The organism is Brockia lithotrophica (assembly GCF_003633725.1).
Taxonomy (GTDB): domain Bacteria; phylum Bacillota; class Bacilli; order Thermicanales; family DSM-22653; genus Brockia; species Brockia lithotrophica.
In genome coordinates this window covers 28,430-52,132 of record NZ_RBIJ01000002.1, presented here as the reverse complement: position 1 = coordinate 52,132, position 23,703 = coordinate 28,430, and the positions used below count along the sequence as shown (strand labels likewise).

Sequence of the window (23,703 nt, the reverse complement as noted above, 5' to 3'; positions counted from 1 at the left end):
CGACAACACCGATCGGGAGGGATCGCGTCGATATGGTAGGTGGCTTCGGGTTTACGATCGGCGGCCTCGGAGGGCCGGAGACGAAGGAGTACGACGTCGTAATCGTCGGTGCGGGCCCCGCAGGGATGACCGCTGCGCTGTACGCCTCGCGTGCCCAGCTCTCTACCTTACTCGTGGAAAAGAACGTCCACGGCGGCCAGATGACGAACACGGAGGAAATCGAAAACTACCCGGGGTATCCGTCGATCAAGGGTTCGGAGCTCGCCGCCATCATGTTCGAACACGCCCTCAAGTTCGGAGCCGAGCACACCCACGGAGAGGTCACAGGTCTGGAAAAGGAAGGCGACCGCTGGGCCGTGTTCACGGCCGAAGGGAGCCGGTACCTCGCCTACGCGGTAATCTTGGCGACGGGTGCGGACAACAAGCGTCTGGGGGTGCCCGGCGAAGATCGCCTCGCAGGGCGCGGCGTTTCCTGGTGCGCGGTGTGCGACGGCGCGTTTTTCAAGGATAAGGACGTCATCGTCGTCGGCGGCGGGGACTCGGCCGTGGAGGAAGCCACGTACCTCACGCGCTTCGCCCGCAAGGTGACCGTCGTCCACCGACGCGACAAGTTTCGGGCGATCAAGACGCTCCAGGACCGCTTCTTCCGCAACGAGCGCACGGACGTGATCTGGAACACGGTAGTCACGGAAATCCTCGGCGACAAGCGCGTGGAGGCGGTGCGCCTGAAGAACGTCGTGACCGGGGAAGAATGGGTGCGCCCCACGGACGGGGTGTTCATCTACATTGGCGTGGAACCCAACTCCGCCGCATTCCGCTCTCTGGGCATCACGGACGAACAAGGTTACGTCCTCACGGACGAATCCATGCGGACCGCCGTTCCGGGAATCTTCGCCGCTGGTGACGTCCGCAAAAAGGAGCTGAAGCAGGTTGCCACGGCCGTCGGCGACGGCAGCGTGGCGGCAATGAGCGCCCTCGCGTACGTGGAGGCGATCAAGGAAGGCCGGCCCGTCCATCCGTAAGGCGCCCTACGGCAGAGGGACGTGACCCGTGTAACAAACTTTTAAGGTTCCTGTGAACGGACCTTAACCCGTGGGGCGCATCGGGGGTGTACGCTAAAGGTGCAATGACCCCCTTTCACCATAGAGGTCCGTTTCCGGCGGGGACGACGACCCCGCGATTTTTTTTTCCCGAATCCCCGCACGGCGCACGGGCACGTGGTACCCGAAAGGTGAAGGTGCTATAGTAGAGGGCGGTGAGGTGACCGGCATGAAGACCATCGTAAACGCCCTTCTGCGTTCGCCGGAAGGAATCCTCATGATCCGCAAGCCGAGCACGGGCTTTTGGTTTTTGCCCGGAGGAAAACTCGAGCCGGGGGAATCCCCGGAGGAAGGCGTTGTCCGTGAGGTTTTCGAAGAGACGGGACTTCGCCCGCTCGAGATGCGCCTTCGGGGGGAGTTCGTCCTGCGGTTCGTCGACGACGCCAAGGAAGAGCGGAGGCTATACACCTTCGAGGTCACTCGGTGGGAAGGGGAGGTGGATTTCCTCTGCCGCGAGGGGAGCCTCGCCTGGCAGAAGGTCGAGCACCTCGACTTTCTCCCCATGCCCGACGGCGACCGCCGCGCAATTCTCGAACTTTTGGGAAGCGAGTCGTTCCTTCACGGCGAGTTTCTCTACCAAGAAGACTACACCCTCGTCGCCCACCGCCTCACGGGAACACTCCCCGTGTAAGGGCCGAACCGTGATGTCCCTCGTACTTTGGGACTCCGAAGAGGACGCTCCCGACGAAGAAACCGACTGAAGGACCGCGCGCCGAGCAACGCTTGGGAGACCAACCGCGGGAGGGAGGGAGACGGGCGATGGAAGACGTGCGCTTTTTCCTCCTTTCCGGACTGTCGGGAGCGGGAAAGACGGTGGCCCTGCGAAGCCTCGAGGAAGCGGGGTTTTTCTGCGTTGACAACCTCCCTCCATCCCTTTTGGGAAAGCTCGGCGAACTCGTGATCCGCGCCGAAGGGAGGATTCGAAACGTCGCCGTCGTAATCGACGCCCGCGGGCGCGGCCTTCTCGCCGCTTGGAAGGAAGGGTACGCGGATCTGTTGCGCCTGGGCATTCGCCCTACGATCCTCTTTTTCGAGGCGAGCGACGAAGTGCTCATACGGAGGTACAAAGAGACGCGGCGGCGTCACCCCATCGCGGACGAAGGCTCCCTCCTCGACGCCGTTCGCCGCGAGCGCGCGCTGCTCGAAGAACTTCGGGCGAAGGCCGACCTCGTCTTCGATACGACGCACCTGCGCCCGGAGGAGCTGCGGGAGACCCTCTTTCGCCATGTGCTGCGCGATGACGGCAGAACCCGGGTGCAGGTGCACCTCCTCACCTTCGGGTTTAAATATGGCCTTCCGTTGGATGCCGACCTCGTGTTCGACGTGCGCTTCTTGCGCAACCCCCACTACGACCCCGAGCTTCGGCCGCGCACAGGGTGCGATTCGCAGGTGCGGGAGTACGTCATGGCGGATCCCGATGCGTCTGAGTTCGTTTCCCGGGTAGAAGACCTCCTTCGCTTCCTCCTTCCCCGCTACGAACGCGAAGGGAAACCGGAAGTCGTCGTCGCCATAGGGTGTACGGGCGGACGCCATCGTTCCGTGGCCATCGCCGAGGAACTTGCCGCCCGCCTTTCGGATACGTATGAAGTGCGCCGGTTTCACCGCGACGTCCGCCGAGAAGAAGACGAACGTGCCGAGCGGTCTTCGGCGTGCGCCCCGCCCGAATGAGCGTCTTTCAAGGAGGCCGCGGTCGGGACGCCGTACAGTGGCATTCCATGCGACAAAGAGAGGGGAGCCGGGAAGATGCGTACCTTTCGCGTCGTCGCCATGGGCGGCGGTTCGGGGCTTTCCCAACTTTTGCGTGGGCTCAAGCGCGGTCCCTTTGAAATTACGGCCATAGTCACCGTTGCCGACGACGGCGGCTCGACGGGTCGTTTGCGGGAAGAGCTCGGGATTCCAGCTCCGGGCGACGTGCGAAACGTCCTCACCGCCCTTGCCGAGGCGGAAGCACCCCTCGATCGGCTCATGGCGTACCGCTTTCGCACCGACGGCGCATTGAACGGCCACAGCGTGGGCAACCTCTTGCTCGCGGCCCTCACGGAAGTCTACGGCGATTTCTCCCGTGCCGTGTTCGAACTCAGCCGAATCCTGCGCGTGCGCGGGAGGGTTTTGCCCGCAGCCAACGCAAACGTCAACCTCGCCGCGGAATTTGAGGACGGGACGGTCGTCGTCGGAGAATCGCGGATTCCCGAGGTGGGGAAGCGAATTCGCCGCGTATTTCTCGTTCCCGAGGCGCCCCCGGCCCTCCCCGAGGCGGTGGAGGCGATCCTCAAGGCGGAACTCGTGCTTCTCGGACCGGGTAGCCTCTTTACGAGTTTGATTCCCAACCTCCTCGTTCCTGAGCTCCGGGACGCCCTGTGCCGCACGTCCGCCCCCAAGGTCTACGTCGTCAACCTCATGACGCAGCCCGGAGAGACGGACGGGTTAGGCGTCGTGGGCCACCTCCGGGCGGTCGAGGAGCACGTGGGCAGGCGCTGCTTCGACGCCGTGCTCGTCCACACGGGAGAGGTTCCTCCAGAGGTCGCCGCCCGCTACGCGGCGGGCGGGCAATTCCCCGTTCGCGACGACGGCGAACTCCTCGAACGCGAAGGGTACCGCGTGATCCGGGGGGATTTCGCCCAGATGGGGGACACGTACTATCGCCACGACGGCGAAAAGGTAGGGGAGGCGTTGCTCGGGCTCTTGGGCGAACCGGTAAGGGGGTGAAACAACTGGGCGCGTCGTTTACGGAGGTCGTCAAGGGAGAACTCGTACGCCGCGCAGGTACCCTCCGCGCCGACTGCCCGTTGGGGGAAGTCCTCGGGTTCTTCCTCCTCGCTGCGGAACGGGAAGGCGGGGGTTTCGTCCTCCTTACGGAAAATGCCGCCGTTGCCCGTGCGATGTACCATCGCCTGCGCGGGTTTGGCGTCGTCCCGAAGCTCGTCGTCGAATCGGGAAAGCGCTTGCGCAAACGCCGCCGCTACCTTTTGCGCCTGGGCGATGCCGACGTTCTCCACCTGTTTTCTCTGACGGCGAAGGCGGAAGGTGCAGAAGTTCGGGACTTGGAAGGTCCTTCCCCTTTGCGTTTGGCGCGGAGGTTTCTCCGGCGGCATCGCTCCCTTACCTGTCGACGCGCCTTCCTCCGCGGCGCCTTTCTCGCCCGCGGTACGGTGAGCGATCCGAAGTCGCATCCGTACCACCTAGAACTCGTCGCCCCTACGGAGGAGGCAGCCAGACTCCTTCGGGAAGTCGCCGACGCCTTTTCCCTGCACTTCAAGGAGATCCTCCGCCGCGGGAGCCCCGTCCTCTACCTAAAGGACGTTGAGGAGATCGTCGAGTTTCTCCGGGTCGTCGAATCCACGCACGGCGTCCTCGAACTCGAGGATGCGCGGGCGATCAAGGAGCTCAAAAGCCAGGTCAACCGCCTCGTAAACGGAGAAACGGCTAACGTCGCCAAGACGATCGAGGCGAGCATGCGCCAAATCGAGGCGATTCGCACCATCGAAAGGACCATAGGGCTCGCCTCCCTTCCTCCTGCCCTGCGGGAGATTGCCGAGGCACGACTCGCGCATCCCGAGGTCAGCCTCGCTGAGCTGGGGAGGTACGTGCCGTCGGGTCCGATCGGGAAATCCGGCGTCAACCACCGCATGCGGAGGCTCATCGAGATCTCCCGCCGACTTCATTCGCAGGTCGCGCGGGAAAAACCCGGCGGTGTATAATACCCTTAGTTCCGTGGTTTTCTCGCAGGAAAGCGAGGGACGAAAGGTGGCCCTGGTGACGAAACCGGTGACGATTCGCCTGCACGGGGGTCTCCGCGCCCGATCGGCTGCCCGCTTCGTCCAGCAGGCGAATCGCTTTCGCGCCAACGTGTACCTCGAGCGGGGCGATCACCGCGTGAACGCCAAGAGCATCATGGGCGTCATGGGGCTCGCCCTTGCCGCTGGCGAGGAAGTCGTCCTCGTTGCGGACGGCCCCGACGCCGAAGAGGCGGTAGCGGCCCTCGCGAAGTTCCTCTCCCACGAATACCCCGTGGAAGTCTAGAGCGTCGCCCGAAAACGTGCCGAGGGGCGCACCAATTTGGTGCGCCCCTCGACGTGACGGAAAAGGGGATTACGAAGCGTGCTCCAGGCGGACGTCCGTGGGCCGCGTAATCACGTGGTCGATGATTCCGTACTCCTTTGCTTCTTCTGCGGTGAGGAAGCGGTCGCGTTCCGTATCCTGGGCGATGCGCGCAAGGGGCTGTCCCGTCATTTCGGAGAGAAGGCTGTTGAGGCGGTCGCGCATGCGCAAAATCCGCCGCGCGTGGATCGCGATGTCCGTCGCCTGGCCTTCCGCCCCTCCCCAGGGCTGGTGGATCATGATCTCGCTGTTGGGCAGGGCAAAGCGCTTGCCCGGGGTCCCCGCCGCGAGGAGGAACGCCCCCATGGATGCGCACATCCCCACGCAAATCGTATTTACCGGAGGTCGGACGAACTTCATCGTGTCGTAGATGGCGAGGCCCGCGGTAATCGATCCGCCGGGGCTATTGATGTACAAGGAAATGTCCTTTTCCGGATCTTCTGCGGCGAGGTAGAGGAGTTGGGCGACGACGAGGTTGGCCACGTCGTCGTCGATCGGCGTACCGAGGAAGATGATCCGGTCCTTGAGGAGACGCGAGTAGATGTCGTACGCGCGTTCTCCGCGCCCAGAACGTTCTACCACCGTAGGAATGATCACGAGCGTTCACCGTCCTTTCCGGTTTCCATTGTACCGCCCTCTTTCCCATAGGTCAATAAAGGTAAAACCGCTTTCTCTGCCTTCGCTTCCCCGGGGTCGGAATTGCGTATCGATGAGGACCCTCTTCCATCCGAGTCGGCTCTCTTCGTGAAGACGGAAATTCGGACAAGTTTTGGTTTGTGGGAAGGATTTCTCAAAGGGGGCGGAGAAAAGATACCCAGGAAGGAATTCCCGGTATCGGGGAGGGCGAGAGACGGTGTGGAATTCCCGGAGGATCCAGGAATGGATTGCCCGTGGGGAGAGGGTATACCTCGCCTATCTCCAGGGAGACGGTCGCCCCGTCGAGGTCGGCGGGACGATCCTCCGCCTCGTCGACGACGAAGCGCTGATCGTGCGCACCCGCACGGGACTCGGGCTGGACCGTACGGTGGTGGTCCACAGGCACCGCCTTCTCTACCTCGAAGGCTTGAGCGACCGCCTTATCCATCTCGAACGGGAGAAGTCCCTCCTCGCCCCAAGCTCGAGGGAGGAGGTTTCCGTCGGGGATTCTCGTATTTAAAATTTTAAGAATTCTTAGCTCAATAAAATGGCGCCCCCGGAGGGAATCGAACCCCCGCGCATGGCTCCGGAGGCCATTGCTCTATCCACTGAGCTACGGGGGCGCGCCGTTTTCCGGGTGCAAAGAGGATTATAGCACGCCCGACGATGGGGCGCAAGGGTCTTTTCCTTGCGCCCTCTCCCTTCTTGGAGTATATTTCCGGTGGGATGGATCACGCCACGCGCATGTTTCGGGCGCCTCCAAGCAACCGTAACCTGTGGTGAGATTTGTCGCAAGGGTCGCGTTTGCCTTCCACCTTTTCTTTCCAAGGGGGTTGCCGAAGGTCATGGTGCGTGTCGCCATCAACGGCTTCGGTCGCATCGGCAGGCTCACCCTGCGCGCGTGGCTCGAAAAGGGCGTACCCGAGATCGATATCGTCGCGGTGAACGACCTGACGGACGCACCGATGCTCGCGCACCTCTTTCGCTTCGACTCGGTCCACGGGACCTTGCCTTGGGAGGTCGTTCCCGAGGACGACGGCTTCTGCGTAAACGGGCGCAAGATCCGCGTGCTCGCCGAACGCGATCCGGCCAAACTTCCCTGGCGCGAGCTCGGCGTGGAGGTCGTCGTCGAATCTACGGGGCGTTTTACGAACCGAGAGGACGCCGCCAAGCACCTGGAAGCCGGTGCGAAAAAGGTGATCATCTCCGCGCCGGCCAAGGGAGACGACCTGACGGTCGTCATGGGTGTAAACGAAGACCGTTACGACCCGGCGAAGCACCACGTGATCTCCAACGGGTCGTGTACGACGAACTGCCTCGCCCCTGTGGCCAAGGTGCTCCACGAAGCCCTCACGATTAAGCGGGGCTTTATGACCACCGTCCACTCGTACACGAACGACCAGCAAATCCTCGACCTTCCCCACAAGGATTACCGACGCGCGCGCGCCGCCGCCCTGTCCATCATTCCCACCACGACGGGGGCCGCCCGCGCCATCGGCAAGGTGTTGCCCGAACTCGACGGGAAGCTGAACGGAATGGCCATGCGCGTGCCGACCCCCAACGTCTCTGTGAACGACCTCGTGGTCGAGGTGGAGCGGCCTACGAGCGTCGAAGAGGTAAACGAGCTCTTCCGCCGTGCGGCGGAAGGTCCCATGCGGGGGATCCTCGCCTACTCCGACCTCCCCCTCGTCTCCCGCGACTACAACGGCAACCCGCATTCGGCCATCGTAGACGGCCTCTCTACGATGGTCATCGAGGGGACGCTCGTCAAAGTCATCGCTTGGTACGACAACGAGTGGGGGTACGCCAATCGACTCGTGGACCTCGCGGCATACCTCGCGCGCCGCGGCGTGTGATCCCTCTCGGCGTCGGCGGCCCGTACGTTTTGCCTCGTGCGAAAAGTATAGTAAAATTTGACTCGGTGCGCAACGGTGGACCGCCGAGCGCGGAAGACCCGGTTACGGCAGAGGGGGAGGATCATGGCCAAGAAGACGGTGCGCGACATTGACGTACGCGGGAAACGCGTTCTCGTACGCGTGGACTTCAACGTGCCGATCAAAGACGGGGCGATCACGGATGACCGCCGAATTCGGGAAGCCCTTCCCACGATCGAGTACCTCCTTGGCGAAGGGGCCCGCGTGATCCTCGTAAGCCACCTGGGGCGGCCGAAGGCCCCGTTTGCCCCGGAGTTCTCGCTGGCGCCCGTACGCGCCCGCCTGGAAGAGCTTTTGGGTCGGCCGGTGAAGCTCGCTCCGGACGTCGTCGGCCCCGAGGTCGAACGCATGGCGGAGGAGCTCCGCCCCGGCGAAGTGCTCCTCTTGGAAAACGTCCGCTACTATCCCGAAGAGACGAAAAACGACCCCGACTTCGCCGCACGCCTGGCTCGCCTCGCAGACGTGTACGTGAACGACGCCTTCGGTACGGCGCACCGCGCCCACGCGTCCACGGAAGGGGTGGCGCGGCTTCTTCCGTCCGTTTCGGGGTTCCTCCTCGCCCGCGAAGTCGAGGTTCTCCGGCATGTTTTGGAGCAGCCGGAGCACCCGTTCGTCGCCATCTTGGGTGGGGCCAAGATCGCCGACAAGATCGGCGTGATCGAAAACCTCCTCAAACGCGTGGACGCGCTCCTCGTAGGTGGGGGTATTGCCAACACCTTCCTCGTCGCCCGGGGGTACGAGGTAGGCCAGAGCTTGTACGAACCCGAAGGCGTGGAGGTCGCCCGTCGGCTCTTGCACGAGGCGGAGGCGCGCGGCGTAGACCTCCTTCTTCCCGTGGACGCCGTGGTGGCAACGGAGATTTCCGAGACGGCGGAGACGCAGGTCGTTCCCGTGGACGCGGTTCCTGCGGACGGCCGGATCGGCGACATCGGTCCGCGGACGCGGGAGCTCTACCGCGAAAGGCTCCAGGGTGCGCGGACGATCGTGTGGAACGGTCCCATGGGCGTCTTCGAGCTCCCGCCGTTTGCCGAAGGGACAATCGCCGTCGCCCGCGCGGTTGCCGAGAGCGGCGCGTATTCCGTAGTCGGCGGAGGCGATTCCCTTGCGGCCGTGAAGCTCGCAGGGGTGGAAGACAAGGTCTCCCATCTCTCCACGGGTGGGGGGGCGACGCTCGAATTTCTCGAAGGCAAGGAGCTTCCGGGCATCGCCGTCCTTCCGGATGCGTGAGGTGGTAGACGTGAAGCCCTGGCTCGGCGCAAACTGGAAAATGCACAAGACCGTCCGCGAGGCGCGGGAGTACGTGGCCCGCTGGAATTCCCTCGTCGAGGAGTCCCCCCTAGGGGAAGAGGCCGAAGTCGTCCTCTTTCCGCCCTTTACGGCCCTGGCCGCGGTAGGGGAGGCGCTCGTGGGGGCTTCTCTCGGAGCGCAGGACGTCTACCCAGAAGATCAGGGGGCGTTTACGGGGGAGATCTCCCCCCTCATGCTTGCGGAGCTCGGCGTACGGTATGTCCTCGTCGGCCACTCGGAGCGGCGGCACATCCTGGGGGAGGAGGACGCCTTCCTCCGGCGGAAGTTCGACGCCCTCGTCGCCCGCGGGTTCGTCCCCGTCCTCTGCGTCGGGGAGACGGCGGAAGAGCGGCGCGCGGGAAGGACGGAAGAGGTGCTCCTTCGTCAGTTGGAAGGGGTGCTCGGGGGGCGCGAGGCGTTTCCCGGAACCTTCGTCGTCGCCTACGAACCCGTATGGGCGATCGGGACGGGCACACCGGCGACTCCCGAAGATGCGGCGCAAGCCGTAGCGCGCATTCGGACGTACCTTCACGGGCGCTTTGGGGCGGCCGCAGACGGCGTCCCCGTCGTCTACGGCGGCAGCGTGGACCCCGAAAACGTGGGGGGATTCGTGCGCCCCGGGGTTTCCGACGGAGCGCTCGTGGGCTCCAAGAGCCTCGAGGCAGACGTCTTTTACCGCCTCGTCCGAAACGCCCTTGAGGCGTGGCGAGAAGGCTGACGGCGTTTCGCCGCGGAAGTCACGAAGGGCATTCGAGAGATACCGGAGAGTCTTCGACCCCCGCGCCATCGGAACCGTTCTTCGCGCTGGGGTACGAAAGGAGATGTGGGGATGGGGAAGGGGCCGTACCTCCTCGTCGTGCTGGACGGATGGGGGATTCGGGAAGAGACGTACGGCAATGCCGTCGCCCTCGCCCGCACGCCGAACTTCGACCGCTACTGGACTACCTACCCGCACACGCTCCTTCGGGCCTCCGGACCGGCCGTGGGGCTTCCCGAAGGACAGATGGGAAACTCGGAGGTGGGCCACCTCAACCTCGGCGCCGGGCGCATCGTGTACCAGGACCTCTTGCGCATCGACCGCGCGATCGAAGACGGTTCCTTTTTCGAAATCCCGGCCTTCGTTCACGCCGTTCGCACCGCCCGGGATCGGGGGAAGAACCTCCACCTCATGGGGCTTCTCTCTCCGGGAGGCGTGCACAGCCACATGCGCCACCTCTTTGCCCTTCTCGACCTCGCCCGGCGCCAGGGATTCGGCCGCGTCTACGTGCACGCCTTCCTCGACGGGCGGGACGTCTTGCCCACCAGCGGGAAGGGAGACGTGGCGCGCCTTCTCGAGGTAACGGCGTCTTTGGGCGTGGGGACGCTCGCTACCCTCATCGGCCGCTACTACGCCATGGACCGCGACCGCCGGTGGGAGCGGACGGAACAGGCGTACCGCGCGATCGTCTACGGCGAAGGGATTCCCGTCCGCGACCCCATTTCCGCCCTCGAAGAAGCATACGCCGCGGGCGAGACCGACGAGTTCTTGCGTCCCCGTGTCCTCGTAGACGATGAAGGCCGTCCGCGAGTTCGTCTTCAGGACGGCGACGCGGTGATCTTTTTCAACTTCCGTCCGGACCGGGCGCGCCAACTCGTGCACGCCCTCGTAGACGAGGAATTTCACGGGTTCGACCGCGGTCCGGGGCGTCCGAAGGACCTCTACGTCGTGACGATGACGGAGTACGAGGCAAACCTTCCCGTACGCGTCGCCTTTCCCCCGGAGCACCTCGTGCGCACGGCCGGGGAGGTTTGGGCGGAGGCGGGGCTTACGCAGCTTCGCATCGCCGAGACGGAAAAGTACGCCCACGTCACGTACTTCTTCAGCGGCGGCCGGGAGGAGCCCTTTCCGGGCGAGCGCCGCGTGCTCATTCCCTCTCCCAAGGTCGCCACGTACGACCTCAAGCCGGAAATGAGCGCCTACGAGGTAGCCGACGCGCTCTTAGAAATCCTCCGCAAGGATCCCCCCGACGTCATCGTTTTGAACTTCGCCAATCCAGACATGGTCGGGCATTCCGGCAAGCTCGAGCCTACCGTTCGGGCGGTGGAGGCGGTGGACGAAAACCTCGGGCGCGTGGTAGACGCCGTCCTCGCGCTCGGGGGCGTCGCCTTCATCACCGCCGACCACGGAAATGCGGACATGGTGCTCACGCCGGAGGGGGAACCCTTTACCCAGCACACGCTGAGTCCGGTCCCGTTCATCGTCACCCTTCCGGGAATCCGCCTGCGGGAGGGCGGCGTCCTCGGCGACGTCGTGCCTACGATGCTCGACGTGATGGGGATTCCCAAACCGCCAGAGATGACGGGTACGTCGCTCATCTTGCGCGAGGTGGGCGCGCGTTCGGAGCGGGAGTAGGGCGTCGCCCGCAAGCTGTTGAGAGATTGCCAGCCTGAGGAGGAATGCACGTGAGTTGGATCGAACAGGTTGTGGGCCGCGAGGTCCTCGATTCGCGAGGGTTTCCCACGGTGGAGGTGGAGGTGGTCCTTTCCAGCGGCGCCCGCGGGCGGGCCATCGTCCCCTCGGGGGCGTCCACGGGGGTGCACGAGGCGCTCGAACTTCGCGACGGCGGATCGCGCTACCGCGGGAAAGGCGTCCTTCAGGCCGTAGAAAACGTGAACTCCGTAATCCGCGAAGCCCTTCTCGGCCTCGACCCCCTGCGCCAACGCGACATCGACGCCGTGCTCGTGGAGCTCGACGGGACGGACAACAAGTCGCGCTTGGGGGCGAACGCCATTTTGGGGGCATCCCTCGCCGTTGCCCATGCCGCAAGCGAGGACTTGGGTGTCCCGCTCTTCGTGTACCTCGGCGGCGCCAGGGCGCGCCTGCTTCCCGTGCCGCTCATGAACGTCTTGAACGGAGGGAAGCACGCGGACAACGCCCTCGACGTGCAGGAGTTCATGATCGCGCCTGTGGGAGCGCCTACCTTTCGTGAAGCACTGCGTATGGGCGCCGAGGTGTTTCACGCCCTGCGCGACGTCCTCAAGGCCCGCGGGCATTCCGTGAACGTCGGAGACGAAGGTGGCTTCGCTCCGGCGCTCGCGCGTACGGAGGAAGCTCTCGAACTCCTCGTTGAGGCGATCGAGCGGGCGGGCTACCGCCCCGGCGAAGACGTGCTTCTCGCGATGGACGTTGCGGCGAGCGAACTCTTCCGCGACGGGCGGTATGTGTTTTCCGGGGAAGGGCGTTCGCTCACGGCGGAAGAGCTCGTGGACCTGTACGCCGACCTCGTCCGGCGCTACCCCGTGTTTTCCATCGAGGACGCGCTGGCCGAGGACGACTGGGAAGGTTGGGCGAAACTCACGTCCGCCCTCGGGGGACAGGTGCAGCTCGTCGGCGACGACCTCTTCGTCACGAACCCCGCGCGCCTCGAGGAGGGAATCCGCCGCGGGGTGGCCAACGCCGTCCTCGTCAAGGTGAACCAGATTGGTACGCTTTCCGAAACGTTTGACACGTTGGACGTCGCGGCACGCGCAGGGTACCGGTCCATCCTCTCCCATCGTTCGGGGGAAACCGAGGACGTGACGATCGCCCACCTTGCGGTCGCCGCCGGTTCCGGACAGATCAAGACGGGGGCGCCGTCGCGTACGGACCGCGTCGCCAAGTACAACGAACTCCTGCGCATCGAGGAGTACCTCGGCGATGCCGCCCTGTACGCGGGAACGCTTCCCCCGTTTCGCAAGGTGTAGATTTCTCACCCTTGTTGAGGGATCTTTGTCCGCGTGATATAATAAACCGTACGTTTGGGTTCGGCCTTTTCCGACGGCGGGTGTTGCGTACGTGAGCGGAGGGAGGATCGGCGGTGAAGACGGCGCTCGTGGTCTTGCTCGTGCTCGTCAGCCTCGCCCTGATTGCGACGATTTTGCTCCAACCGGGGCGAAGCGCGGGGTTGAGCGGTGCGATCACAGGGGGCGCGGAGCACCTTTTCGGCCGCCAAAAGGCGCGCGGTCTCGAAGGGACGTTGGCCCGAGCCACGCGCTGGCTTGCGGTAGCCTTTATGGTGCTCGCGTTCGTCCTCGCGTACTTCTTGCGCTGAGATCGCAGGAAAGCGGGCGGGCCCCGGGCGGCTCGCCCGTTCGTTTTTCTAAGATCGGATTTTGCGGCTTGGGGAATCCTGAACACCGAACGAGGAGGTGAATTTCGGTGGTTTTGTCTGAAGATCCGGTGGCGCAGGCCGTTTTGGAAGCCGTTCGACAAGCTGCTCGCCCGCTGTCTTCCTCGGAACTCGTCGGGCTCTTGGCCGCACAGGGGATTTCGGAGGCGAGCGTTCGGGAGGTCCTTTCCCGCCTCGTGGAGGAAGGGGAGATCGTACGCACCCGTTCTCGGCGCTACGGCCTTCCGGAACAGATGAACCTCGTACGTGGGACGCTCGAAGTGCACTCCCGAGGCTACGCCTTCCTCCTCCCCGATCGCGAAGGCGAGCCGGACGTGTACGTCCCGGCGGCGAACCTTCACGGTGCGTGGCCGGGAGACGTGGTGCTCGTGCGCAAATCGGGGACCGGCGGAAACGGCCGTAAGGTAGAGGGGGAGGTCGTGCGGATCTTGCGCCGCGCCTTCCGCCGCGTCGTAGGGACTTACGAAGAAGAGGCGCACCTCGGTTACGTCGTCCCGGACGACCTCCGCATCCCGGGGTCCATCACGGTCGCACCGCGGGAGCGCCGCGGTGCCGTCCCCGGCCACAAGGTGGTTGTCGAGATCCTCGAATACCCGGACGACCGGCGTCCCGCCGTCGGGCGCGTCGTGGAAATCCTCGGACACAAAGACGACCCGGGCGTGGACATCCTGTCCATCGTGCGGAAGTACGAGCTTCCGGAAGCGTTTCCCGAAGACGTCCTCGAGGAGGCTGCCCGACTGCCCGACCGCGTGCGCGAGGAGGATTTGGCGGGCCGGAGGGACCTTCGCGACGTGGACGTGTTCACGATCGACGGCGAAGACGCCAAGGACTTCGACGATGCCGTGCACATCGAACCCCTCCCCCAAGGCGGATGGCGCCTCGGCGTACACATCGCGGACGTGAGCGCCTACGTCCGCGAGGGGACGGCGCTCGACCGCGAAGCGTACCTCCGCGGCACGAGCGTGTACCTCGTCGACCGCGTGATCCCCATGCTCCCCCACACGCTCTCCAACGGGATTGCCAGCCTCAACCCGGGGGAAGACCGGCTCGCGATCAGCGTACTTCTGGATTTCGATGCGGAGGGGCGCCGCATACGCTACGAGTTCTTCCCGAGCGTGATCCGCTCGCGTGCGCGGATGACGTACACCTCCGTGAACCGCCTGCTTTCTGGACAAGAGGCGGAAGACGCCTTCACCTCGCGCGAGGTGTACGAGCGCTTCCGCGAAAATCTGTTCGCCATGGCCGAACTTGCGCGAAAGATTCGCGCACGGCGCGAGGCGCGCGGGGCGATCGACTTCGATCTCGACGAGGCGCGCATCATTTTGGGCGACGACGGAAAGCCGATTGACGTTCACCGCCGCGAGCGCGGCGAGGGGGAGCGGATGATCGAGGACTTCATGCTCGCGGCCAACGAGGCGGTTGCGGAGTGGGCCGAGGCGTTGGACCTGCCGTTCCTCTACCGCGTGCACGAACCTCCGGACCCGGACAAAATGCGGGGGTTCTTCGAATTTCTCGCCAACCTCGGCTACGTCGTGCGCGTCCGTCCCGGCGGGGTCACGCCGAAGCAGCTTCAAGCCGTCCTCGAGAAGGCGCGAGGGGAGCCGGAGGAAATGGTCATCTCCACGCTCCTCCTCCGGAGCATGCAGCGCGCGCGGTACGCCGCGGAAAACCTCGGGCACTTTGGCCTTGCGGCGACGCACTACACGCACTTTACGGCGCCCATCCGCCGCTACCCCGACCTCATCGTCCACCGCTTGCTCCGCCGCTACGCCTTCCAGGGCCGGATTCCCGACGCCGCCGAGCGGGAACGCCTGGCCGAGTGGCTCGACGAGGCGGCCAAGCACACGTCCACGCGCGAGCGCGTGGCGATGGAGGCGGAGTGGGAGACGGAGGCGTACAAGAAGGCAGAGTACATGCAGGCGCACGTCGGGGAGACGTTTGACGGCGTCGTGAGAGGCGTGACGTCCTTCGGCCTCTTCGTCCGTCTGCCGAATACGATCGAGGGGCTCGTCCACCTGAGCTACATGACCGACGACTACTACGTCTTCCACGAAAAGGAAATGATCCTCGTCGGCGAGCACACGGGCAAGGTGTACCGCATCGGCGATCCCATTCGCGTGACGTGCGTCGGGGTTCATCTCGAGGAACGGACGATCGACTTCGCCTTGGCGGAAGAGGAGCTCCCCGACCGCCCCTTGGGGCAGGCGAAGCGCCGCGTCAAGGTGATCCGTCCCGACGACGCTTCCCCGGGTCGGATCCACGAGAAGGCCGGGTACGACGGCGCACGGCGGAGCTTTACGCCGAAGGCGGCCCGGGAACGGGACGCATACCTCGCCACAGATGCCGCGCCGCAGGGAAGGAAGGCTTCCGAGCGCAAGCGCGGGAAGGGCGGCCAAAAGCGCAAGAAGCGCCGGAGATGAGTCGGGTTTGGTCTTTCGTGCGGCCGCGCTTGGGCCTACGGGACGTTTCGGGAGGTGAGGGACGTGGGAGGGGAACGGCGCGTGTTTGCGGAAAACCGCAAGGCCTTTCACGACTACCACATCGAGGAGCGCTACGAGGCGGGGATTTCCCTCCTCGGCTCCGAAGTCAAGGCGGTGCGTCAAGGGCGGGTAAACCTGCGCGACAGCTACGTGCGCATCCGCGATGGCGAGGCGTACGTGGTGGGAATGCACATTAGTCCGTACGAAAAGGCGACGGCCTTCGTTCCCGATCCGACGCGCACGCGAAAGCTCCTCATGCACCGCCGCGAAATCGAACGCCTCATGGGCAAGGTGCAGACAGAGGGGTACACGATCGTCCCCCTTTCCCTCTACGCCAAGGGGAGGTGGATCAAAATGGAGATCGGCCTGGCAAAGGGGAAGAAGCTGCACGACAAGCGTGAGGCGTTGCGCGAACGCGCGGTTCGCCGCGAAATCGAGCGCACTCTCAAGGCGAAGAACCGATAAACCCCCGAAAGCCTTGCGGCCTTCGGGGGTTTGCCTTTTGTATCGAATCAACCTTTGGGGAAGTACTCGCGCCAGCGGCGGTCTACGAGGCGCACCGTCTCCGGATCCGGCTCGACTTCCGGGGGATAGAAGGGCTTCATGCGGGCGTCGACGACGAGGGGAAGACGGTAGGCCGGTCGGTGGTTGCGCACGGTAAACCGCGCGTACAGGTCGTGGGCGGGATCGAAACGGGTGAAGACCGTCCACAGGAAGAGGCGGGGGTCGCGGAGGTCTCCGGATTTCCGATCTACGAGGACGACGAGGGGCCACGCTTCGGCCGATTCGTCCTTCGCGGCGTCTCCCCCTGTGGTTCCGCTGCTCGGGGGCGATGCCTGAGCTACGTCGCCGACCGCAGAGGGCAGACCTTCCCCGACATCGCGAGGTTCGGCGAGCGCCTCGAGAAGGGCTTGGGGGAAGGAGGGATCCTCCACGAATTCCGGGCCGTGGACGACGAGCGTTCCCGGGACGAAGGCGTACGTGTCCTCCACACCGCGCGGGAGTCGCCGGAGGAGGGACGTGGGGGGGACCTCTCCGAGCTTTCGCCGGGGCTCACCTACGCCGAGGAGGACCGCCTTGCTCCCGTGGTTCAACTTCCGCCCCGTGTAGTCGAGGGTGTCCATGGCCGTCTCGGCAAAGACGTAGAGATCCCGTTCGGGTGCAAAGCGTGCGAGCACGGTGGTGAGGACGGCGCGAAAGTCCCGTACGTCGACGTCGGCGTCCGTGGCGAGGAGGAACTTCGTGAGCGTGAGCTGTCCCTCTCCGAGGATGCGCAAGGCGTGGGCGAACGCTTCCCGGGGGTAGGATTCGCGCAGCACGGCCGCCGCCACGGGATGGAAGCCCGCCTCGCCGTAGCTCCAGAGGGAACGCACGCCGGGCATGACGAGGGGGAAGACGGGGGCGAGGAGACGTTGGAGGTATTCGCCGATGTAGTAGTCTTCTTGCCGCGGTTTTCCGACGACGGTCGCAGGGAATAGGGCGTCCTTTCGGTGGGCGACGAGGCGCACGTCGAAGACGGGGAAGTCGTGGACGAGGGAGTAGTACCCGTAGTGGTCGCCGAAAGGCCCCTCGGGTTCCCGCACGCGGGGCGGCACCTCGCCCAGGAGCGCGAATTCCGCCGTGGCGACGAGGGGATGGGGATGGCCCGGGATCCGAACGACGGGGATCTTGTCGCCCATGAGGAGGGAGGCGAGGAGGAGTTCGGGGACGTTTTCGGGGAGCGGCGCGATCGCCGCGATGACGAGGGAGGGCGGGCCGCCGAGGAACACGGACACGGGAAGCGGGCGGTTTTCCGCCTCCGCCGCGTGGTAGTGGAAGCCGCCCCCGCGGTGGATCTGCCAGTGCATCCCCGTGCGCGTCGGCCCTTTGATCTGCATGCGGTACATCCCGAGGTTCGAGCCGCGCCCGCGGGGATCTTCCGTGTACACGAGGGGAAGGGTGAGGAAGGGGCCGCCGTCCATGGGCCACGAGGTAAGGGCGGGAAGGCGCGTGAGGTCGAAGGCGGTGTCGACAACCTCCGTGACCGGCGCCCGCTCGCTCGTTCCCTCGCGCGTGCCGATGCGCGCAAGCGCTCCCAACAGGCCGCGCCTTTCCCAGAGGTCGCGCAGGCTCGGCGGGAAGTGTTCCGTGACGAAGGAGACGAGGTCGCGGACGAAAGTTTCCGGCCTTCCGCCAAAGGCGAGTTCGAGCCTTCGCGGCGTCCCGAAGAGGTTGGTCACCACAGGGAAAGGGCTGTGTTTCGGCCGGCGAAAGAGGAGGGCCGGCCCGCCTTCGGCGATCACCCGACGGTGGATTTCGGCGATTTCCAAATGGGGATCGACGGGGACGTCGACTTCCACGAGGTCGCCTTCCCGTCGCAGGGCTTCGAGGTATTCGCGCAGGTCGCGGAACACGCCTTTCCCCCCTCGGAATGGGATGTGCGCCTCAGCCGAGGATCCAATCTACGGCCGCCTGGGCGTGGATGCGCGTGGTGTCGAAGGCGGGGACGGGAAGATCGTCGGCGGAGAGGAGGAGGCCGATTTCCGTGCACCCGAAGATGATGCCCTCCGCCCCCCGCCCGATGAGGCGGTCGACGATTTCGAGGTAGGTCTGTTTGGAAGCGGGGGTTATCTTCCCGACGACGAGCTCTTCGTAGATCACGCGGTGGACTTCGTCGCGGTCCGGTTTTTCGGGAACGAGGACTTCGAGGCCGAAGCGCTCTTCGAGGCGTCGGCGGTAGAAGTCGTCCTCCATCGTAAACCGCGTTCCCAGAAGACCCACCGTCCGAAGTCCCGCCTCACGGATCTTCTCTTCTGTGGCGTCGGCGATGTGGAGCAAGGGGATCCTCACCACCGCCTCGATTGCGGGGGCTACCTTGTGCATTGTGTTTGTGCACAAAAGAACGGCGGTGGCTCCGGCGCGCTCCAAAATTTCGGCGGAACTCGCGAGGATCTTCCCGAGGGTTTCCCAATCTCCGGCGTGTTGGAGGGAAGCGATGGGGGCGAAATCTAGGGAGTGAAGGACGAGGTCGGCGGAGTGAAGTCCCCCCAAACGCGCGCGCACGCCTTCTTGGATTTCCCGGTAGTAGACGAGTGTCGACTCCCAGCTCATGCCGCCGATGAGGCCGATCCGCTTCACGTACACTCCTCCCCAAAGACGATGCTGCCTTCAGCGTACTTCCCCGCGGGAGCACGTGCAAGCGGCGCAGCGGCCGAAAGGGACTCCCCTGGCCGCTTCTTTCGGACGACGGGATACGCTAAGCTGGTACTGGTGGGGTTGCCGTCGCGCAACTCATACAGACGGACAAACGAGGTGAAACGCGTGCAAGGTCGAGGCAACGCCTCCGAAGGTCGGTTGCGTGCGTCGTTTGCCGGCGTTCACCCGTTCGTCGCGGAGTCGGAGGAGGCCCGGGGAATTTCCCGGGCGGCGGAGGTGCTCGCCGATCTCCTGCGCCGCGCCGAATCTGGAGAAGAAGGCCTCGGGTGGCTTCGTCTCCCGGAAGAGACGTCGGAAGACCTCCTCGCGGAAATCGAGTCGACGGCCGAAGAACTCTGCCGCGAGGCCGAGGTCGTGGTCGTCGTAGGCATCGGAGGTTCGTACGCAGGGACGCGGGCCGTCCTCGAGTTTTTGCGCCCTCCGTTCGCCGCCTCTTTTCCCGGGTGTCCGGAAGTGTACTTTGCCGGCCACCACCTCGGGAGCTTTTACCACGCCTCGCTCCGAGAACGAATCGCGGGGAAGCGCGTGGCCCTTGTCGTCGTTTCCAAGTCGGGAACGACGCTCGAACCCGCGGTTGTCTTCGCATGGCTCGAGGATCATTTGGAACGTGCCGGCGCCCTCTTCCGAGGCCCGCGGAGCATCGTAGCGATCACCGATCCCGAGGCGGGCGTGCTCCGCGAGCGTGCAAAGCGCAAGGGCTACCGCACCTTTGCCGTACCGAAAGACGTGGGGGGCCGCTTTTCCGTGCTCACCCCCGTGGGGCTCGTCCCCTTGGCGTTGGCGGGGATCCCGCCGCGCCGCCTCCTCGCCGGAGCGTACGAAGGGTTTACCCGCTACAGGAAGCCCGAAGCCGAAAACCCCGCCTTGCGCTACGGGCTCCTCCGCTACCTCCTGTACCTTAAGGGGTACGTCGTCGAAGTTCTCGCCGTCGGCGACCCGACGCTCGAGGGCTTTGCCGAGTGGTGGAAGCAGCTCTTCGGGGAGAGCGAAGGGAAGGACGGGCGGGCCCTCTATCCTACCTCCGCGGTGTACACCCGAGACCTCCACTCTCTCGGACAGTACCTGCAGGAGGGGAGGCGCCACCTGTTTGAGACGCTCTTCGTCGTGGAGGAAGACGAGCGGCTCGTCTTGCCCTTTGCTCCGGAGGATCCCCACTGGGGGTACCTCGCCGGTCGAACCTTACGCGACGTGTTCGAGGCGACGCTTGCGGGTGTCGTGCGCGCCCACACGGAAGGGGGCGTTCCTCTCGTGGACTTGCGCCTGCGCGAGCGTTCGCCGGAGGCCCTGGGAGAGGCGTTTGCCTTTTTCCAAGTCGCCGTGGCCGTAAGCGCCACCCTCCTCGGCGTAAATCCTTTCGATCAGCCCGGCGTCGAAGCGTACAAGCGCCACACCCGAAGGCTCCTCAGAGGTGCGGAATAGACGATCGGGGAGGGGAGTTGCTTTGTCCGAGATGCGCCTCGACCGCCTGCTCGCCCGTTCCGGCTACGGAACGCGCAAGGAAGTCCATCGCCTCCTTCGAGAAGGTTCGGTTACGGTAAACGGCGAAGTCGTCCGGGACCCGGGGCTTCGCGTCTCCCCCGAGGAAGACGAGATTGCCGTCGAAGGAGAACCCGTGACGTACCGCCCGTCCCTCACCCTCGTCGTGTACAAGCCCAAGGGATACGTTTCCGCGACGCGGGATGCCCGCTACCCTACCGTCCTGGAACTCGTCCCCGAAGAATTTCTCTACCGCGAGCTCTTTCCCGTAGGCCGGCTGGACGTGGACACCACGGGACTCCTTCTCCTTACGGACGATGGGATCCTCGCCCATCGGCTCACGTCGCCGCGCTGGCGGGTGCCCAAGGTGTACCACGCGCGGGTACTCGGCCGCGTCGACGAACGCGACCAGGAGGCATTTGCCCGCGGGGTGGTGTTGGAGGACGGAACGCGAACGCGTCCGGCCGAGCTGCGGATCCTCGAGGGGCAGGCCCTCGCCGAAGACCCCGTGGCCCTGCGCTGGGCGCGAGAAATCGAGGCCGCTTCCGCGGCCGAGAGCGTCGTCGAGGTCGTCCTCACGGAGGGCCGCTACCACCAGGTGAAGCGCATGTTCCGGGCACGCGGGAAAGAAGTTCTCGCCCTTCACCGCGTGCGCTTCGGCCCTCTCGCGCTCGGAGATCTCCGAGAAGGCGAGGCGCGTCTCCTCACCCCCGCGGAGGAGGAGGACCTGCGAACCCTCGTCGACCTCGCTTGACCCCGGTATGACCGCCGCACCGGTCGCCCAATCTAAGAGGGCGCGACGTGCGGCGGTTTTCTGGTTTCGGACGTTCGAAAGGGTTCGAAAGGAGGGGTTCGTGTGGAACACCCGCTCTCGCGGGACGTCCTCGGCGATCCCGAGGCCTACCAAAGGCTCGCCCGCGATCGAGAAACGCCGCGGCCCGTTCTTTTGAACTCCCTGCGCGCCTTTCTCGTCGGGGGGGCGATTTCCCTCTTCGGCCAACTCGTCACCGACGTCTACGTCCACGTGTTTCACTTCTCCCCCAAAGAGGCGAACAACCCCACCGTGGCGACGCTCATCTTTTTCGCCGTGCTCCTCACGGGTCTCGGGTGGTACGACCGCATCGGTCAGTGGGGAGGGGCGGGCGCCATTGTACCTGTCACCGGCTTTGCCAATACGATGGCTTCTTCCGCCCTCGACTACCGGAGCGAAGGGTACGTCCTCGGTGTAGGCAGCAACATGTTCAAGGTAGCCGGCCCCGTGATCGTGTTTGGCGTCGTCTCCGCCTTTGTCGTCGTCCTCGTCCGCTCTCTCGGGGAACTCCTTGTCCGCGGCGCAGTCGGGGGATGAGGGTCCGCCGCGCATCGAAGGTCGTAGGGAAGGAGGAGGTGAGTTTGACGTGCGGCAAGGGAGGACCTGGGTGTTTCCGCAACCTCCGGCGATCTTTGCCACGGCAACGGTAGGCGGTCCGCGCGAGAAGGAGGGACCCTTAGGGAAGGTGCTCGACCGGGCCTACGAGGACCCTTACGTGGGGGAAAAGACCTTTGAGCGTGCCGAACGCGCCCTCTTGGAGTCCGCGGTGGCCATCGCCCTGCGCAAGGGATCCCTCGCGCCGGAGAACGTCGACCTCTTCGTCGGCGGCGACCTCCTCAACCAGATCGTCTCCACCGCCTATACCGCGCGTTCCCTCGGCGTTCCGTACCTCGGGTTGTATAGCGCATGCGCCACGTCGACGGGGGGTCTCGCCTTGGCGGCGCTCCTCGTAGCCTCGGGTGCCGCCGCCACGGTCCTCACGGGAGCCGTGAGCCACAACCTCGCCGCCGAACGGCAGTTTCGCCAGCCGACGGAATACGGAGGCCAGAAGCCGCCTACCGCCCAGACGACGGTGACGGGAGCGGGAGTAGCCGTCGTGCGGCCTTCGGGTCTTCCCGTGCGCATCCGTGCGGCAACGGTAGGACGCGTCGTGGACATGGGGATTACGGATCCCATGAACATGGGGGCGGCCATGGCTCCCGCCGCCGTAGACACGCTGCGCACCCACCTCGCGGACCTGGGCCTCTCTCCAGCGGACTACGACCTCATCGTCACGGGGGATCTCGGGGAGGTTGGGCGCAGACTCCTCCTCGACCTCATGCGCGAGACCGGCCTGTCCTTCGATCCGGAGCGCGTACGCGACGCCGGGCTCATGATCTACGACCGCGAACGTCAGAACGTCCTCGCGGGCGGAAGCGGCGCCGCGAGCTCGGCCATCGTCTACTACGGGTACCTCGTCCCCGAAATGGCCGACGGTCGACTGCGTCGCGTCCTCCTCCTCGCCACGGGAGCCCTTCACTCCCCCCTCTCCGTTCAGCAGGGTGAGAGCATCCCGGGCATCGCCCACGCGGTCACCCTCGAGCGAGAGTAGGTCCGTGCGAGTTCGTTTCTGTTCGGGAGGGGTGGCGGTACGATGATCTACCTTACGGCATTTCTTGTCGGGGGCCTCTTCAGCGTTTTGGGCCAAATTCTTTTGGACGTGGTCCGCCTCACACCCGCGCATACGACGGTGACTCTCGTAGTCCTCGGTGCGGTTCTCGCCGGTTTAGGTCTCTACGAACCCCTTTTGCAGTTCGCCGGTGCCGGCGCGAGCGTCCCCGTTTCGAGCTTTGGGTACTCCCTCGTCCGCGGGGCCCTGGATGAAGTGGAACGCTACGGTATCGTCGGCGTAATCACGGGGATGTTCGAGATCACGAGTGCAGGGATCTCTTCGGCCATCCTGTTCAGCTTTCTTGCCGCCCTTGTCTTCCGTCCGCGGGAAAAGGAATAAACTTCCGTGAAAGGCCCGTGCACGTTTTGGAGGGTGGTGGAGGTCGGAGAAAGGGGCCCGTCCCGCCTTTGGAAAGCGACGAGGCGACCCCCAGAGGGTCGCCTCGCTTCCGCTTGCCTGCGGAAATCGCCGAAGTCGGCTTAGACAAAGAGAAGGCCAAGGGCGAGGATGGCGAAGAGCGGGAGGGCGATGAGCGCCGCCTCATACCCCGGCCACCACGGCGCCCAACCCGTGCGGTACTGTGCCGGTTCGAGGGTGAACCCGCCCCCTTCCGCCGGAGCGAGCGGCTCGACGGCGGGCTGTCCGCCTTCGGGGGTTCGGTTTGCGACGAGCGTGGGCGGATAGGGCCAGGCCCTTCCGCCGGGATTGGGCATCCGAAGCGGGCGCAGGTAAAGGTGCGTAGGCGTTACGGCGTGGACGATCCCCGTGTAGCGTCGACCGTCTGCGGTCACCACGTACACCGGTCGCCCGACGAACGCCCGGGCGTGTGCGTAGTGTACGGCCATGGAAGTCCCCCCTTTGTCCCGACTGCGCTGCCAAGGTATGCG

At 65.1% G+C, this 23,703-nt stretch carries 24 protein-coding genes and 1 tRNA gene; 20 read left to right on the top strand and 5 right to left on the bottom strand.

From position 1 onward, the window contains the following. Window positions 1-32 precede the first annotated feature (32 nt). The 6 genes from trxB (at window position 33) to C7438_RS04200 (ending at window position 5,120) form a co-directional block, all read left to right on the top strand. Complete coding sequence (gene trxB / locus C7438_RS04225; RefSeq protein ID WP_121444127.1) at window positions 33-1,022, top strand: thioredoxin-disulfide reductase; 990 nt, start codon at window positions 33-35, stop codon at window positions 1,020-1,022. Between the two features lie 247 nt (window positions 1,023-1,269). Continuing rightward, window positions 1,270-1,731, top strand: a complete 462-nt coding sequence (locus C7438_RS04220) for an NUDIX domain-containing protein (RefSeq protein ID WP_252393324.1) — start codon at window positions 1,270-1,272, stop codon at window positions 1,729-1,731. A 128-nt stretch (window positions 1,732-1,859) separates the two neighbouring features. Next, window positions 1,860-2,768 (top strand): RNase adapter RapZ, encoded by a 909-nt coding sequence (rapZ, locus tag C7438_RS04215; protein WP_121444125.1) that lies wholly within the window; start codon window positions 1,860-1,862, stop codon window positions 2,766-2,768. A gap of 75 nt (window positions 2,769-2,843) precedes the next feature. Continuing rightward, window positions 2,844-3,806: a gluconeogenesis factor YvcK family protein gene (locus C7438_RS04210; protein WP_121444124.1), complete on the top strand. Its 963-nt coding sequence runs from the start codon at window positions 2,844-2,846 to the stop codon at window positions 3,804-3,806. Next, window positions 3,803-4,798 (top strand): DNA-binding protein WhiA, encoded by a 996-nt coding sequence (whiA, locus tag C7438_RS04205; protein ID WP_121444123.1) that lies wholly within the window; start codon window positions 3,803-3,805, stop codon window positions 4,796-4,798. Before C7438_RS04210 ends, whiA begins: the two co-directional genes overlap by 4 nt. Window positions 4,799-4,850: 52 nt before the next feature. After that, window positions 4,851-5,120, top strand: a complete 270-nt coding sequence (locus tag C7438_RS04200) for an HPr family phosphocarrier protein (protein WP_121444312.1) — start codon at window positions 4,851-4,853, stop codon at window positions 5,118-5,120. Between the two features lie 69 nt (window positions 5,121-5,189). On the opposite strand, the gene clpP is transcribed toward C7438_RS04200, so the two are convergent. Further along, on the bottom strand, window positions 5,190-5,795 hold the full coding sequence (gene clpP, locus C7438_RS04195) for an ATP-dependent Clp endopeptidase proteolytic subunit ClpP (RefSeq protein WP_121444122.1): 606 nt from the start codon (window positions 5,793-5,795) through the stop codon (window positions 5,190-5,192). 256 nt (window positions 5,796-6,051) lie between these two features. On the opposite strand from clpP, the gene C7438_RS04190 reads away from it, so the two are divergent. Next, entirely contained in the window at window positions 6,052-6,354 is a 303-nt protein-coding gene (locus tag C7438_RS04190; RefSeq protein WP_121444121.1) for a hypothetical protein, read from the top strand. A 28-nt stretch (window positions 6,355-6,382) separates the two neighbouring features. On the opposite strand, the gene C7438_RS04185 is transcribed toward C7438_RS04190, so the two are convergent. Beyond that, window positions 6,383-6,457, bottom strand: a tRNA-Arg gene (locus tag C7438_RS04185). Window positions 6,458-6,679: 222 nt separating this feature from the next. On the opposite strand from C7438_RS04185, the gene gap reads away from it, so the two are divergent. The 8 genes from gap to smpB all read left to right on the top strand — a co-directional run bounded on the left by gap (window position 6,680) and on the right by smpB (window position 16,148). After that, complete coding sequence (gap, locus tag C7438_RS04180; protein ID WP_121444120.1) at window positions 6,680-7,690, top strand: type I glyceraldehyde-3-phosphate dehydrogenase; 1,011 nt, start codon at window positions 6,680-6,682, stop codon at window positions 7,688-7,690. A gap of 123 nt (window positions 7,691-7,813) precedes the next feature. Continuing rightward, window positions 7,814-8,995, top strand: a complete 1,182-nt coding sequence (locus C7438_RS04175; RefSeq protein ID WP_121444119.1) for a phosphoglycerate kinase — start codon at window positions 7,814-7,816, stop codon at window positions 8,993-8,995. A 10-nt stretch (window positions 8,996-9,005) separates the two neighbouring features. Next, complete coding sequence (gene tpiA / locus C7438_RS04170; RefSeq protein WP_121444311.1) at window positions 9,006-9,773, top strand: triose-phosphate isomerase; 768 nt, start codon at window positions 9,006-9,008, stop codon at window positions 9,771-9,773. Window positions 9,774-9,884: 111 nt separating this feature from the next. Continuing rightward, a complete protein-coding gene (gene gpmI / locus C7438_RS04165) occupies window positions 9,885-11,447 on the top strand; it encodes a 2,3-bisphosphoglycerate-independent phosphoglycerate mutase (RefSeq protein WP_121444118.1) in 1,563 nt (520 codons plus the stop codon). Between the two features lie 50 nt (window positions 11,448-11,497). Then, the gene (eno, locus tag C7438_RS04160) at window positions 11,498-12,778 is read left to right on the top strand and encodes a phosphopyruvate hydratase (RefSeq protein ID WP_245956484.1); all 1,281 of its coding nucleotides are present in this window, start codon (window positions 11,498-11,500) and stop codon (window positions 12,776-12,778) included. 113 nt (window positions 12,779-12,891) lie between these two features. Next, window positions 12,892-13,125: a preprotein translocase subunit SecG gene (gene secG / locus C7438_RS04155; protein WP_121444116.1), complete on the top strand. Its 234-nt coding sequence runs from the start codon at window positions 12,892-12,894 to the stop codon at window positions 13,123-13,125. Window positions 13,126-13,232: 107 nt separating this feature from the next. Further along, window positions 13,233-15,623 (top strand): ribonuclease R, encoded by a 2,391-nt coding sequence (rnr, locus tag C7438_RS04150; protein WP_245956483.1) that lies wholly within the window; start codon window positions 13,233-13,235, stop codon window positions 15,621-15,623. A 63-nt stretch (window positions 15,624-15,686) separates the two neighbouring features. Further along, complete coding sequence (smpB, locus tag C7438_RS04145) at window positions 15,687-16,148, top strand: SsrA-binding protein SmpB (protein WP_121444115.1); 462 nt, start codon at window positions 15,687-15,689, stop codon at window positions 16,146-16,148. Window positions 16,149-16,195: 47 nt separating this feature from the next. Here the strand turns inward: smpB and C7438_RS04140 are convergent, their stop codons facing one another. Together C7438_RS04140 and C7438_RS04135 are read right to left on the bottom strand one after the other, a co-directional pair. Further along, entirely contained in the window at window positions 16,196-18,076 is a 1,881-nt protein-coding gene (locus tag C7438_RS04140) for a UbiD family decarboxylase (RefSeq protein ID WP_121444114.1), read from the bottom strand. Between the two features lie 31 nt (window positions 18,077-18,107). Continuing rightward, entirely contained in the window at window positions 18,108-18,800 is a 693-nt protein-coding gene (locus C7438_RS04135; RefSeq protein WP_121444309.1) for an aspartate/glutamate racemase family protein, read from the bottom strand. 183 nt (window positions 18,801-18,983) lie between these two features. Between C7438_RS04135 and C7438_RS04130 the strand changes: the two genes are divergently transcribed. The 5 genes from C7438_RS04130 (at window position 18,984) to spoVAE (ending at window position 23,155) form a co-directional block, all read left to right on the top strand. Then, on the top strand, window positions 18,984-20,297 hold the full coding sequence (locus tag C7438_RS04130; protein ID WP_170143562.1) for a phosphoglucose isomerase-related protein: 1,314 nt from the start codon (window positions 18,984-18,986) through the stop codon (window positions 20,295-20,297). 31 nt (window positions 20,298-20,328) lie between these two features. Then, window positions 20,329-21,108, top strand: coding sequence for a pseudouridine synthase (locus C7438_RS04125; RefSeq protein WP_121444308.1), 780 nt, complete (start codon window positions 20,329-20,331; stop codon window positions 21,106-21,108). Window positions 21,109-21,210: 102 nt separating this feature from the next. Beyond that, window positions 21,211-21,702, top strand: a complete 492-nt coding sequence (spoVAC, locus tag C7438_RS04120; protein ID WP_121444112.1) for a stage V sporulation protein AC — start codon at window positions 21,211-21,213, stop codon at window positions 21,700-21,702. 49 nt (window positions 21,703-21,751) lie between these two features. Further along, window positions 21,752-22,756 (top strand): stage V sporulation protein AD, encoded by a 1,005-nt coding sequence (gene spoVAD / locus C7438_RS04115; protein WP_121444111.1) that lies wholly within the window; start codon window positions 21,752-21,754, stop codon window positions 22,754-22,756. Between the two features lie 42 nt (window positions 22,757-22,798). Further along, a complete protein-coding gene (gene spoVAE / locus C7438_RS04110; RefSeq protein ID WP_121444110.1) occupies window positions 22,799-23,155 on the top strand; it encodes a stage V sporulation protein AE in 357 nt (118 codons plus the stop codon). Window positions 23,156-23,295: 140 nt separating this feature from the next. Here the strand turns inward: spoVAE and C7438_RS04105 are convergent, their stop codons facing one another. Then, complete coding sequence (locus C7438_RS04105) at window positions 23,296-23,661, bottom strand: LSm family protein (RefSeq protein WP_121444109.1); 366 nt, start codon at window positions 23,659-23,661, stop codon at window positions 23,296-23,298. Window positions 23,662-23,703: the final 42 nt, after the last annotated feature.